The organism is Sphingomonas faeni (assembly GCF_040407495.1).
Taxonomy (GTDB): domain Bacteria; phylum Pseudomonadota; class Alphaproteobacteria; order Sphingomonadales; family Sphingomonadaceae; genus Sphingomonas; species Sphingomonas faeni_D.
This window is the reverse complement of sequence record NZ_JAPZPP010000004.1, coordinates 108,446-121,270: the sequence shown is the minus strand read 5'-3', so window position 1 is coordinate 121,270 and position 12,825 is coordinate 108,446. Positions and strand designations below refer to the sequence as shown.

General features: G+C 65.8%; 12 protein-coding genes. 3 read left to right on the top strand and 9 right to left on the bottom strand.

The annotated features are described in order from the left end of the window. Window positions 1–32: 32 nt before the first annotated feature. The 7 genes from O6W96_RS13695 to O6W96_RS13665 all read right to left on the bottom strand — a co-directional run bounded on the left by O6W96_RS13695 (window position 33) and on the right by O6W96_RS13665 (window position 7,107). Window positions 33–977 carry a GlxA family transcriptional regulator gene (locus tag O6W96_RS13695; RefSeq protein WP_353470088.1) on the bottom strand — a complete coding sequence of 315 codons (945 nt, stop codon included), beginning with the start codon at window positions 975–977 and terminating at the stop codon, window positions 33–35. A gap of 236 nt (window positions 978–1,213) precedes the next feature. Further along, window positions 1,214–2,131: an aspartyl protease family protein gene (locus O6W96_RS13690; protein WP_353470086.1), complete on the bottom strand. Its 918-nt coding sequence runs from the start codon at window positions 2,129–2,131 to the stop codon at window positions 1,214–1,216. A 70-nt stretch (window positions 2,132–2,201) separates the two neighbouring features. After that, window positions 2,202–3,191, bottom strand: coding sequence for a zinc-dependent alcohol dehydrogenase family protein (locus tag O6W96_RS13685; protein ID WP_353470085.1), 990 nt, complete (start codon window positions 3,189–3,191; stop codon window positions 2,202–2,204). Between the two features lie 58 nt (window positions 3,192–3,249). Continuing rightward, complete coding sequence (locus tag O6W96_RS13680; RefSeq protein WP_353470084.1) at window positions 3,250–4,353, bottom strand: alkene reductase; 1,104 nt, start codon at window positions 4,351–4,353, stop codon at window positions 3,250–3,252. 161 nt (window positions 4,354–4,514) lie between these two features. After that, on the bottom strand, window positions 4,515–5,672 hold the full coding sequence (locus O6W96_RS13675) for a Gfo/Idh/MocA family protein (RefSeq protein ID WP_353470083.1): 1,158 nt from the start codon (window positions 5,670–5,672) through the stop codon (window positions 4,515–4,517). After that, window positions 5,669–6,895 carry an MFS transporter gene (locus O6W96_RS13670; RefSeq protein WP_353470082.1) on the bottom strand — a complete coding sequence of 409 codons (1,227 nt, stop codon included), beginning with the start codon at window positions 6,893–6,895 and terminating at the stop codon, window positions 5,669–5,671. The genes O6W96_RS13675 and O6W96_RS13670 overlap by 4 nt, the downstream gene beginning before the upstream one ends. A gap of 23 nt (window positions 6,896–6,918) precedes the next feature. Beyond that, a complete protein-coding gene (locus O6W96_RS13665; protein WP_353470081.1) occupies window positions 6,919–7,107 on the bottom strand; it encodes a hypothetical protein in 189 nt (62 codons plus the stop codon). A gap of 133 nt (window positions 7,108–7,240) precedes the next feature. Between O6W96_RS13665 and O6W96_RS13660 the strand changes: the two genes are divergently transcribed. Further along, on the top strand, window positions 7,241–8,140 hold the full coding sequence (locus tag O6W96_RS13660) for a LysR family transcriptional regulator (RefSeq protein ID WP_353470080.1): 900 nt from the start codon (window positions 7,241–7,243) through the stop codon (window positions 8,138–8,140). Between the two features lie 8 nt (window positions 8,141–8,148). On the opposite strand, the gene O6W96_RS13655 is transcribed toward O6W96_RS13660, so the two are convergent. After that, window positions 8,149–9,261: an alkene reductase gene (locus O6W96_RS13655; RefSeq protein ID WP_353470079.1), complete on the bottom strand. Its 1,113-nt coding sequence runs from the start codon at window positions 9,259–9,261 to the stop codon at window positions 8,149–8,151. 252 nt (window positions 9,262–9,513) lie between these two features. Between O6W96_RS13655 and O6W96_RS13650 the strand changes: the two genes are divergently transcribed. Continuing rightward, window positions 9,514–10,272, top strand: coding sequence for an SDR family oxidoreductase (locus O6W96_RS13650; protein WP_353470078.1), 759 nt, complete (start codon window positions 9,514–9,516; stop codon window positions 10,270–10,272). 359 nt (window positions 10,273–10,631) lie between these two features. Further along, the gene (locus O6W96_RS13645; RefSeq protein WP_353470077.1) at window positions 10,632–11,555 is read left to right on the top strand and encodes a LysR family transcriptional regulator; all 924 of its coding nucleotides are present in this window, start codon (window positions 10,632–10,634) and stop codon (window positions 11,553–11,555) included. 24 nt (window positions 11,556–11,579) lie between these two features. On the opposite strand, the gene O6W96_RS13640 is transcribed toward O6W96_RS13645, so the two are convergent. Beyond that, entirely contained in the window at window positions 11,580–12,713 is a 1,134-nt protein-coding gene (locus tag O6W96_RS13640) for an alkene reductase (RefSeq protein ID WP_353470076.1), read from the bottom strand. Between the last annotated feature and the right edge of the window lie 112 nt (window positions 12,714–12,825).

Genomic DNA, 12,825 nt, shown 5'->3' with positions numbered 1-12,825 from the left:
TTCTGATTCCAAGAGGGGTTCACGCCATGCGATCACCCGATGTTCACCCGAACGTCTGCGAGTTGGCGCATGGCCCGGGGTGAATGACCGTAGGCCCGCTGAAAGGCACGGCGCATGCGTTCGCTGTCGCCGAAGCCCGTCTCGATCGCGATCACGTCGATGGACAACCGGCCCTGCGAGACGAGCAGGCTGGCTGCTTCGAGACGGAGTTTCTCCACGGCTCGTGCTGGCGAGCATCCGGTCTCCTCGCCGAACAGGCGCGTGAACTGCCGCGGACTCAGACATGCGGCATCGGCCATCTCCTCGACCGTCAAAGCCGATCTCAGGTTCGCCCGCGCGTGCGTCAACGCCATCTGGATCCGATCGGACTTCGGTTCGAACGCGGTGGTGGCGGGACGTTGCTGATGGCGCGCGTAGCGCCGCTGCCCGACTACCATCTGGCTTGCGACCTTCTGGGTCGCCGCAGGGCCGATATCCCTCTCGAGCAGTTGCATCGCGAGATCGACGCCGGCCGTCATCCCCGCGGACGTCCAGATGGATCCGTCCTCGACGAAGATGCTGTCGTCCTCGAACCTAACCTGCGGAAAGCGCTCCTTGAACTCGCTCGCGAACTCCCAGTGCGCCGTGACCCGGCGTCCATCGAGCAGCCCGAGTTCTGCCAAAGCGAAGGTGCCACGCCGCGTCGCGGCGATGCGGCGTGCGCTGTCGCAGGCCTCAAGCAGGAAGTCGGAGGCGTCATCCTCGGCCGACGCGGTACCGGTCCCGGCGACGAACAGCGTGTCGCACGCGGGTTCGCCAAGGGGGTGGGTTATCACCTCGATGCCGAAGGAGCCGCTCACGGCACCGCCCGTGCTCGACAGCAGACGCGTCACGTAGCGGCGCTCGCCGAGCACTGCGTTCGCGCTCTCGAAGACGGACAACGGAGCAAAGCTGCTGACTTCAAAGTCGGCGGGAACGACGAGACCGATAAGCTGCATGACAAGCTCCTTCGCCGCCGTAGACGCGGGTCCCGGACAGACCCGTAAAGGTTTTCTCAAGCAGTCGCTTTTTCGCAGGATGGCGCACGGCCGCGGTGCAGCCGCCACCCAGGCGCTGGACGCGCGAGGGTGCCGCGCTGCAGGTCGGTTTCGTCCAGGCCCGCGCGCGACAGTCCTTAGGATCTGCTGCGGGCGGGCCGCTTACGGTTGATCGCACCGGCGGAGCGCGACGGCGTTCAGGGCCTGGAGGGGCGGCGCGGGAGGAACAACGTCTCGGACCCGAAGTCGATGACGGCCTGATTTGCCAACATGAACTCCGAACCGAGCTGAAGATCGTCTTCCGCCGATCCCGCCGCTTCCGAGTGATAGGCGGCCGTGTCCCACGACAGCGGCTGCGTCGGCGCCGTGGTCTGACCGTCGATCGCCACATCGAGCTGGTACTTGCTGATGCGTACCGGCAACACCGCGCCCTTCGGCCCGCCCGCCTCGTCCACGACCGGTCCGAGCTGTATGCCCGATCGCTTCGCGAAGGCCGCTTCGATCACGTTGTTCATGACCGTGTTGATGCTGATGCGCGCAGGTGCGCCGTTCACGGTCCCGTTGACGTAGTACCCGTCCTTGCCCCGGATCATCTTGTGGCCGACATAACCGCGGGCCTCGAGTTCTCGATCACCCGCGGTCGTATCGTCCGACGTGTCCGGGATGCCGACACGGTTCTTGTCGAAATCCAGCAACACCTTGTTGGCGTTCAGCCACCCGAGACCGAGCATGCCGTCCATCGGCGGATCCTGCGGAGTCTCGAAGACGAGGAGGGGGGCGTTCTTCACCTCTTTGCCTCCTATCACGAGGGAGGGGAGGACGGCTCTGACCCGTCCCAGCGGACTGACGTGGCCGACCGACGTTATTCCGTACTTGCCGGCATCCTGCAGGTCCTTCAGCCCGATCGCCTTAGCGTGCTCGTGGTTCGTCATCATGTAGAACCCGGCGCCTGAATGGACCATCATCAGAAGGGTCGTCTGACCCAATCGCGCAGGAATGAACGGACGCGTGCCGGAGACTTGCCGATACTGGATGTCGACGTACGTGGTTCGCGCGGCCGCAGGCATCGCCATCACCGAGGAGGCGAGCGCTGCGGCGGCGAAGATGCGTTTCATCGTGATTTTACCTTCGAAAAAGAGGTCTTCAACATGCTCGTGGATCAGGTCGTGGCTGCATCCCGGTTCATCAGGGAAGGACGACCACCTTGCCGACCTGGGCGTTCGACTGGAGATACCGGTGTGCCTCGACGATCTCATCGAGCGGAAACGTCCGGGCTATGACGGGCCTCAAGGCGCCCGAACGCATCCCCTCCGTGACGAACGCCTTCATCTCGCGCAGCTGACCATCGTTCTGCATGACTGCGGCGAAACCGTAGCTCCTGATCGTGATGTCGCGCACCAGGACCGTGAGCATCGGCAACGGTGTGACGGCGTCGCTGAGGGCACCATAGATGATCGCCAGCGCGCCGATCGCCAAGGCCTCGAGAAGCGCCGGGAACGCAGGGCCACCTACGGGATCGAACACCAGGTCAGCCCCTCGTCCCTGGGTAATCCCCATGACTTCCGAGACGACGTCCTGTTCCTCGAGGGCGATCACCGCGACCGCGCCGGCTGCCTTCAGCGCCTCGGCCTTGTCGGACCGACGGGTGACGGCGATGGGTCGCGCCCCGAGCATGTTCGCGATCTGGATGGCGGCCAGGCCGACGCTGCTCGATGCAGCCGTGATCAACACGGTCTGTCCTGCCTTCAGTCCGGCGACGCCGACCAGCGCGCCCCAGGCCGTACCGTACTGCATCCAGCTCGCCGCCGCGTCGGCCCAGTCCACCCCGTCAGGTACGGCCACGAGTGCACGCGCCGGGGCGAGGCTGACGTCGCCGTAGAGGCCGTAGGCATCGACGTCGAAAGCGGGAATGACGCTTACGCGGTCTCCCACGGCAAAAGCGGTCACGTCCGGACCGAGCGCCTCGATCTCGCCTGCGGCCTCGTATCCGAGTTGGCTCGGCAATGACGGCGCCTGGATGTACGATCCCTGCCGGAACATGATCTCGGCGCGGTTCAGGCCGATGGCCCGGATACGAAGCCTCACCTCGCCATGACCTGGCGCGGGTGGTTCGATGGGCTCGAGCCGCAGGACATCGGGGCCCCCGGTCTCGTGGAAGCGTACGGTACGGTTCATGGACGATCTCCGATACGGGTGACGTGGGCGCCGCTTCTGGAACGGCGCCGATGCGGGGTCAGGCTGCCACGGTCTGCCGGTAGAACGGGTAGTCGACGTAGCCGCGCTCATCGCCGCCATAGAAGGTGGCGCGGTCATGAGCGTTGAGCGGCCAGTCGTTGCGGTAGCGTTCGACCAGATCCGGGTTCGACGCGAAGTGGCGCCCGAAGGACACCAGGTCCGCATCACCCCGTTCGATGATCTCCTCCGCCGTCTCCTTCTCGAAGCCGCCCGCGGCGATGATCGGGCCGTGGAAGAGCGGACGCAGCTGCGCGGAAGCGACCGCCGGCTGACCGTCGACGAGTGCCTCGGAGCCGACGATGCGCGGCTCGATGACATGGAGGTACGCCAGACCGAAGCGGTTCAGTTCCTTGGCGATGTACCCGAAGGTCGCCTGCGGATCGCTGTCCGACATCGACAGGAACGTCCCGCTCGGACCGACTCGAAGGCCGACGCGATCGCCGCCCCATACCGAAGTGACCGCGTCGAGCACCTCGAACAGGAAGCGGGCGCGGTTCTCGATGGGCCCGCCATAGCGGTCGGTGCGCTTGTTCGACCCGTCCTGGATGAACTGATCGACCAGATAGCCATTGGCCCCGTGGATCTCGACGCCGTCGAAGCCCGCCGACTTGGCGCGGACCGCCCCTAGTCGGAACTGCTCCACGATCTCAGCGATCTCGTCGAGGGTGAGCTCGCGGTTCGGCGAGACCGGAACCCAGCCATCCTTGGTGAACACCAGGTCGCTGGTCTGGATCGCCGAAGGGGCCACAGGGCTCGCACCGCCGGTGTTGTCGACATGGCTCTGGCGTCCGACGTGCCAGAGCTGAAGCAGGATCCGCCCGCCCTTCGCGTGAACCGCATCGGTCACGCGCCGCCAGCCGGTGACCTGCTCTTCCGAGTAGATTCCCGGCGAACCGAGGTAGCCCTGGCCCTGCTTGCTGACCGGCGTCGCCTCAGCGATCTGAAGTCCGCCCTCCGATGCCCGCTGCGAATAGTATTCGACCATCAGGTCGCCGGGCACGTCCCCCGGCTGATCGGCGCGCAGCCGCGTGAGCGGGGCGGCCACGATGCGGTGGGAAAGAGGGATGCTGCCGACCGAGATCGATGAAAACAGATTGCTCACGGAATGCTCCTTTGATGACGCTCGGCGATGCCGGCGCAGGGTGGAAAACGACGTTCTTCGGTAGGATTGAAATGGGCAGCGACGGCGCTCAGGGGTATTCCGCCTGCGGTCGGAACAGCTTCAACCGCAGGTCCGCAATCCGGGCGCGCTACGCCTATCCGCTAGAGGTCCACGCGTTGGCCCGTCTCCGTCGAGAGGGTGATGGCGTCGAACAGGCGGTGCAGCCGCACCGCGTCGGAGAAGCCCGGCGCTGCGCCATCGGACGCTGCGACATCGCGAACATGGGCTGCGTAGACCTCGCCCAGTTCTTGAACCGCCGACGGCAAGTTCGACGCCGGGAGGATCCGATAGGACGCCGGCACGGGCAGCGGCTCAAGCGGCTGACGCTCGCCCTGCGAGCCGAGGACCTGATAGTCGTCCCCGACATCGCCGAACGCAGACCGGTTCACGATGCGCAGATCTCCCTTCGTGCCGGTGATGTCGATCTGCACTCCGGTGCCGTTACGCTTGCCGCCTTCGACCTGCACGGTGACCACGGCGTCGTCGTTCAGGCGGCCGATCATGACGAGTTCGTCGGGACTCGTCGTCGGCAGCGACTGCCCCGTCTCCGACAGGGTCACCACCGGGAACTGGTTCAGAGCCAGAGCCGAGATCGACGTCGGCCAGCCGGTCGCGTCGAAAAGCATGTCGAGGAAGTGCCCCGCATAGATCGAGATCACGCTCGAGAAGTTCTCGGCTGGAATCGTCCAGGCGAGCGCCTGACCGCGTTCCGCACCGAAGCCACTGACGCTGACGTGCATCCGGACCGACCGGATCTCGCCGACGTAACCGTCCGCCAGAAGGTCCTTGATGAACCTGTTGTGGGGCGCCAGGCGTCGCTGAAGACCGACCAGATTGCGGACCCCGGCGCGCTTCGCCGCATCGGCGAGAGACAGCGACGTAGAAGTGTCGGGCGTAAGGGGCCATTCGGAGAATACGTCCCTTCCGGCCGCGATCGCGGCGCGAACGCCGTCGGCGTGCTGCGGTGCCGTCGTGGTGACCACGACGAGATCGACCTCCGGGTGCGAGACGAGCTCCTCGACCGTGTCGACGACGTCGCGGAATCCATGCTGACGGGCCGCCTGCTCGGAGGCAGCCCGGCGCCTGCTCTGCACGGCGACGAGCCGGTAGCCGGGGACGAGATTGAGGACCCGGGCGTGGCCGTGAAGTGCCCAGTTACCGGCGCCGATCAGGCCGACGCCGATACGGCGGGCAGGACTTGGCGAAGTGGTCATGGTGATGTTCCTTCTAGATTCGGGAAATGCGTGATCGTTGATCACAAGGCGTGGATCGGCATCCCGCGTTCAGCCGACACCCAGGCGAGGCGCGACACGGCGATCGCCAGGACCACGCAGACCGCCGCGGCGGCTCCGATCCAGGCTATCGATGTGAATGAGATGACGAGGGAACCGAGCACCGCTCCCAGCGAGAATCCGACGTACATGAACGACGCGTTCAACGAGAGCGCGACCGATGCATGTTCGACCCCGGTCACCCGGATCAGGCGGTCCTGCTGCGACGGGAAGAACCCCCAGGCGCTCAGGCCCCAGAGGACGACGAGCGGTACCATCGCCAGGACAGCCCGGGGCGCAAGCAACAGCGAGGCGACCGTCAGCCCCGCGAAGGCAAGCGCCATCAAGGGGAGCGTGACGGCCTGGACGAGGCGGGCGCCGAACCGGTCGTTGGCGATGCCACCTGCGGTCACGCCCACCACGGCGGAAGCGCCGAGCAGCATGAGCATCAGGCCGGTCTGCGACGACGTCAGCCCCGCGCTGGCCGCAAGGAATGGCGCGACGTAGGTGTAGACGGTGTATGCCGCCACGGCCCAGATGGTCGTGGTCGCCAGCGTCGCCAGGACGCCGGGATTGCCGATCAACGCGAACCGTTCACGCAACGTGGCGGGGCGGGCGCCCTCGATGTCCGACGAGAGCTGGAAGGACAGGAACGCGAGCGCGAACCCTGCGAGCACCGCCACGCCGACGAACGTCATGCGCCATCCGAGATGCGTCCCGACGAACGCGCCGAGCGGGACGCCGATCGCGATCGCCACCGTTATGCCGCCGTTGACGATCGCGAGCGCGCGGCCGCGCCGTTCGGGGGCGACGAGCGAGCCCGCGAGAGCGTTGGCGTTTGGGACGTAGAGGCCCGCGGCGAGGGCCAGCAGCACCCGAGCACCCGCAAGCGCCCAGTAGCCCGGAGCGACGGCGGCCACGAGGTTCGCCACGACGAACGCGGCAAGCGATCCGATCAGCAAGCTCCGCCGGCGATAGCCCGCAGTAAGCGCGGTCAGCACCGGCGAGCTCACGGCGTACACCAGCGCGAAGATGGTCACGAGTTGCCCCGCCGCCTGGATGCTCGTCGACAGCGACTTCGAGATCGTCGGCAGGATCGCCGCGATCATGAACCCTTCGGTTCCGACCGCGAAGGTCCCCAACGCCAGCGCGTAGAGCGCCGCGGTTTCGGACCTGGGCCGTGACGCCGCGGCTGATATTGCTCGTTCCATGGTCTTGTCCTCGTGGGGTCAGATCAGCCTTGCGTGGTTCGGCCGAGGCCGACGCCTTCGATCGGGATGCCGAGGTATGCCGCGAGCAGCATCACCGGCAGGGACTCGCCAAGGTAGACGCGGGAGTAGACCAAAGCCGTAAAGCTCAAGATCATGTCGAACGGCGCCAGCAACTTGGCGGCAATCGCCTTGCGAACATCACGGTGTGCCATTGGAAACCTCCTGTTGATCTGACAGGAAGATCGCAGCGCGACCGCCTCCGCTGTAGTCATTGCTTTTCGCTATCATCTATGCAGAAACCGCATGAGCATCGGACCATGGCGCCGCTGATGCCTGGAGGACGACATGGACAAACTCGCGGCGTTGTCGGCATTCGCCTCCACCGCAGAACTCCGCAGCTTCACGGCAGCTGGCCGCAAGCTGGGCATATCGTCCTCCGCCGTCGGGAAGACGGTCATGCGACTTGAGGAGCGGCTGGGAGTCCGCCTCTTCAATCGCAGCACCCGAAGCGTGACCATGACCGCCGAGGGCGAAGCCCTGTTCCGTCGATGCCAGCGCATCTTCGCCGAAGTCGAAGCGGCCGAACTCGAACTCGCGCAGAGCACCAGTGTGCCCCGAGGCAAGCTCAAGATCAGCCTGCCGCTCGTCGGCACGCTGCTGACCCCCGCGATGGCCAACTTCTCTCGTGCGTTCCCCGAGATCGAACTGGAACTCGACTTCTCCGATCGGCTGGTCGACGTGATCGAGGAGGGCTTCGACGCCGTCCTGCGCACCGGTGCCGCGATGGATTCCCGGCTGAAGACGCGCGTCCTCGGGACATTCTCGTTCGTCATAGTCGGGTCCCCGGCCTATCTGGCGGAACGTGGTCACCCCGAGGCACCCGAGGACCTCCTTCGCCACGCCTGTCTTCGTCATCGCTGGTCAGCCAGCGGCAAGCTCGAAAGCTGGCGCCTGCAGCGCGACGACATTCCGCTCGACATCGATCTGCCGGCAACGATGGTGACCAACACCATCGAGCCGCTGATCTCGCTCGCAGAGGGTGGAGCAGGCCTGACCTGCGTGCCCATCTTCGCGGTGCGCCGACAACTTGCCGCCGGCACGCTTCGGCCCGTGCTCGACCAGTACCTCAAGGACGTGAGCACCTTCCGGATGCTATGGCCTGCCGGGCCGAACGAACCGCCGAAGCAGCGTGCTTTCGTCGACTTCATGACGAAGCACCTCTTCTCCGATCTGACAGGCGCATAGCCGCCTCGTCAGGCCGCCGCGGCCTGTCCGTCGAATGCCGGAAAGTCCGAGTAGTGACGCTCGGTCCCGCCCCAGAACGCGTCGCGGACATAGGGCGTCAGCGGCAGGTTGCGGCGGAAGCGCTCCGGAAGATCCGGGTTCGAAGTGAAGAAGCGACCGAACGCGATGAGATCGGCATCACCGTGCTCGAGGATGGATTCCGCCCCGTCGCGGTCGAAGCCGCCTGCAGCGATGATCGGCCCCTTGTAGACTTGCCGCAGGAAGGAGGACGCCACCGGCGCCTTGCCCTCCTCGATCGTCTCCACGCCCATCACCCTAGGCTCGATCACGTGCAGGTAGGCCAGCGGATAGCCGTTCAACCTCTCCGCGAAGTACCCGAAAGTCCTCTCCGGATCGGTGTCGGAGATCGCTCCCCACTTCCCACTCGGGGAGACCCGGACGCCGACACGGCCTTCGCCCCATACCGAGATCAACGCCTCGACCAGCTCCAGGGAGAAGCGGACCCGGCTCTCGATGCCGCCGCCATAGGCGTCAGTCCGCCTGTTGGTCCCGTCCTGCAGGAAGGTGTCGGCGAGGTAGCCGTTCGCGTTGTGCAGTTCGACGCCGTCGAACCCTGCCGACCTTGCACGTGCCGCCGCCGCGCGGAAGCTCTCGATCAGCGCGGGTATCTCCTCGATGTCGATCGCGCGGTGGGGCGACACGGGAACCCAACCGTCCTTCGTCAGCGCCTGACCCTCGAACGGTACGACCGATGGCGCGATCGGCGCGGCGCCATTCGACAGGTCGGAATGGGACTGCCGGCCATCATGGCCCAGCTGCATCACGATCCGACCGCCGCGATCATGGACCGCGGCGACGATCTTCGACCACCCCGCGACATGGGCATCGGTGTAGATGCCGGGCGCCCCTTCGTACCCGCGGCTATCATAGCTCGGGTGGGTGGACTCGGTGATCATGAGACCGCCTGCGGACGCCCGCTGGCTATAGTAATCGACCATCATTCCACTGGGACTGAGGTCATCGTCGGCCCGCAAACGCGTGGTGGGCGCGTGGACGACCCTATGGTTGAGATCCATTGCGCCCAGTTTGAACGGCGAGAAGAGCTTCGGCACATCGAGCATCACGGCTTCCTACTTGCGACGATCGTCAGCGATCGTCCGGTCGACACCGGATGTAGAGGTCCTCCGGGTGCCGGATAACGAGGGCCGAGGATGCAACTGTGCGGACCGCAGGTCCGAAGTACCTATGCGCTGCATGCATAGGAGATAGAGGGGATGGGGCGCTACCGGAGGCCCGTCGCATGGCTCACTTAGCGGTGGTGCTGGTCACCGCAACGACGCGCGGAAGCCAGTCAAACGCTCAGGAGAACCACCATGCGTATGACCGACAACACCATCTTCATCACCGGCGGCGGGTCCGGCATCGGGCGCGGGCTGGCCGAGGCCTTCCACAAGCTCGGCAACAAGGTCATCATCTCGGGGCGCCGCAAGGATCGCCTGCAGGCGACCCTGGATGCCAACCCCGGCATGGCGGCAATCGAGCTGGACATCACCGATCCAGACAGCATCGCGGCCGCCGCGGCCAAGCTGGTCTCCGAACATCCCGCGCTGAACGTGCTGATCAACAACGCCGGCGTCATGATCCTCGATCAGGCAGACGGCCCGGTCGCTGACGACCTTGCGGAAACGACGGTCACCACGAACCTGCTCGGCCCGATCCGGATGACGTCCGCGCTGATCGAACACCTGAAGAAGCAGCCCGAGGCAGTGATCGCCAACGTCTCGTCGGTGCTCGGCTTCGTGCCCATGGCAGCCGCCGCGGTCTATTCGTCGACCAAGGCCGCGATGCATTCCTACACGCTCTCGCAACGCTATCTACTGCGATCGCACGGCGTTCACGTGGTGGAGATCGCTCCCCCCTGGGTCCGTACCGAACTGCTGAACAGCACCGAGGAGGAACGCGCGATCCCCCTGGACCAGTTCATCACCGAGGCCATGGCGCAGCTGGAGGACGGCGTCGACGAGGTGCTCGTCTCGCCGGCTGACCAGATGCGCGCCAATCCCGGGCCGAACGAGCATGCCTGGGTGAACCAGTTCAACGACATGATCGCGTCGGGGCCGGCGTTCGGCTGAGCCACGAGGAGGCCGGAGGGGCTCGTTTGAGACCCCTTCGGCGACTTCTTGGAATAGGACCGCGTCCATCCACCGGCCGCGTCAAGCCTTTACGCCGGCGAGCACGCGACGATTGCCCATCGCGGCCTGGGCGCATCGCATGGCGGAGGCGCCTTTGGTCGGTCACTCGCAAGGCACATCAACACGGCCTAGCGGCGTTGACCTGTCCGCCGCACCGGCAGTTACTGCCGGCGGAGTTCAAGAGGCCTTCTCGGCTGCGTCCAGCCGCCTCTAGCTGCTCACGTTCGCCAACTGGGACGCCGATGGTGTCGGTCCCGCAGGGCTGGCGGATGCCGTCCGCAACCCATATGCCCGTGGCTGTGAAAGACATCTTCGCCCTGCGCCTATACACCCGCGTCGCCCGCCTCGGCAGCTTCTCGGCGGCGGCGCGGGAATGCAAGCTCTCGCAGTCCCAGGCGTCAAGGATCGTCGCGGACCTCGAAGCAAGCCTCGGAGCGCGCCTGCTGTCACGAACGACACGCGCGGTCGTGCCCACGGAGGCGGGCTCGGAATTCCTCGCCCGGCTCGAACCGATACTTTCGGCATTGGAGGAAGCCGAGCACAGCGTTCGGGAAGGAGGCGAACTTCGCGGACTCGTGAGGATGAGCATGGCTGCGAGCATCGGTCTGCGTGAGGTGATACCGCGCCTGCAGCCGTTCGCGGCGAGGCACCCCAATCTGCAGATCGAGATCCAGATGGACGATCGGCGTCAGGACCTTGTCAGGGATGCCGTCGACGTGGCGATCCGCGTCGGACGGTTGATCGACTCGACCGCCACCGCGAAGCTGATCAAGACCGTGCCACGCGTCGCCGTCGCATCTCCCGGCTACTTGCGGGACGCAGAAGCGCTGGAAAGTCCTGGGCAACTGACCGAGCACCGCATCGTCGGCGGCCCGGCCACCGCCGTCCCGAACGCCTGGGCTTTCGAACGGAACGGTAAGGAGGTCCGGCCAGACCTCCAGGCGAACTTCACGACGAACGAGAACGAGGGGGCAGTGGCCGCCGCGGTCGCCGGGCTAGGCATAACCTCGACGACCCTGTTCTCCTGCGAGCGGGAGATCGAGCAGGGGCTTCTGGTTCGGCTTTTCCAGGATTGGACGATGGCCCAGATACCTGTGCACGCGTACTTCCCGCTGGGCCGAGACACGCGCGCCGCCGGCCGTGCGATCGTCGACTACCTCATCGCGGAAATGCAGCGTGATCGTTTGGCGGAGCCATCGCAGGTCGACGTCGCCCCGTCTTGAGGCGACGGCCGGCGCAGCGCTCCGTCAGGCCGAAGCGAAGGGTGTGAGGTTCTGGACCGCCTCGCGACGGTATGGCGGATAATCGGTGTAGCCTTCCGGTCCCGACCCGTAGACCGTCGCCCAGTCAACCGGCGCAAGGGGGGCACCGTTCGCGAGCCGCCACACGAGGTCGGGATTGGAGATGAACGGCCTTCCGAATGCGATCATGTCGGCCGCCCCCTCCGCTATCAGCCTGTTGCCGCGTTCCAGGTCCATTCCGACGTTGGCGATGAGGGCGCCCTTGAAGATCGGGCGGAAGTGCCGGAACATGCCGTCGGCGCTCAGTCCCTCCAACGGTGTCCCCGTGAAGTCGGTGGTCGCGCCCATGAGGAGCAGATGGGACAGGCCGTAGCCGTCGAGTTCGCGAACCGCGTACTCGGCCATCGGCAACGTCTCGTCATGCGCCCCGAACGCGCCGACCTCGTTCATAGGACCGATACGCACGCCGACCCGGTCGGGCGCGACCTGCGTCAACACCGCCTCCACGACCTCGAAGAGGAACCTCGCCCGGTTTTCGAGGCTGCCTCCGTACTCGTCCGTCCTCAAGTTCGTCGTGCGGTTGAGGAACTGGGCCAGCAGGTAGAGGTAGTTTGCCTGTATCTGAACGCCGTCGAAGCCGACGCTCATCGCGTTGCGCGCCGCCTCGCCGTAGTCTGCGACCGTCCGGCGGATATCGTCCGCCGACATCGGTCGTGGGATCACCGTTGGCTTGCGGCCGAACGGCGTGACGCTCTCGTGACCGACGTTCACGTCCGACGCGGACATCGGGCGCGCCCCGAAGTCCGGATGCGATATCGCTCCCGTATGCCACAGCTGGGCAACCATGCGCCCGCCCCGCTCGTGAACGGCATCGAGGACCTTCGCCCAACCGCTCATCTGTTCGGCAGACCAGATCCCGGGCGTGTCGGCCCAGCCGACCGCCTCCCGACTGATGGACATGCCTTCGGAGACTATGAGCCCGGCCGATGCGCGCTGAGCATAGTATTCGGCATGCAACGCTGTCGGCACGAGGCCCGGATTCGCCGCCCTCATGCGTGTCAGAGGCGCCATGACGATCCGGTTGTCCAGAACCAGATCCCCCATCGCGCCAGATGAGAAGATCGGCGCATCCGCCAGCAAAGATTCGTTGGTCATTTCAGGCCTCGTAGATTTCCGTCGCAACGAAATATCCACGTTCGGCAGGGGCCCGTGTAGCCCGTCGCTTCCGCTAACACTTATGCGGCTCGCACAT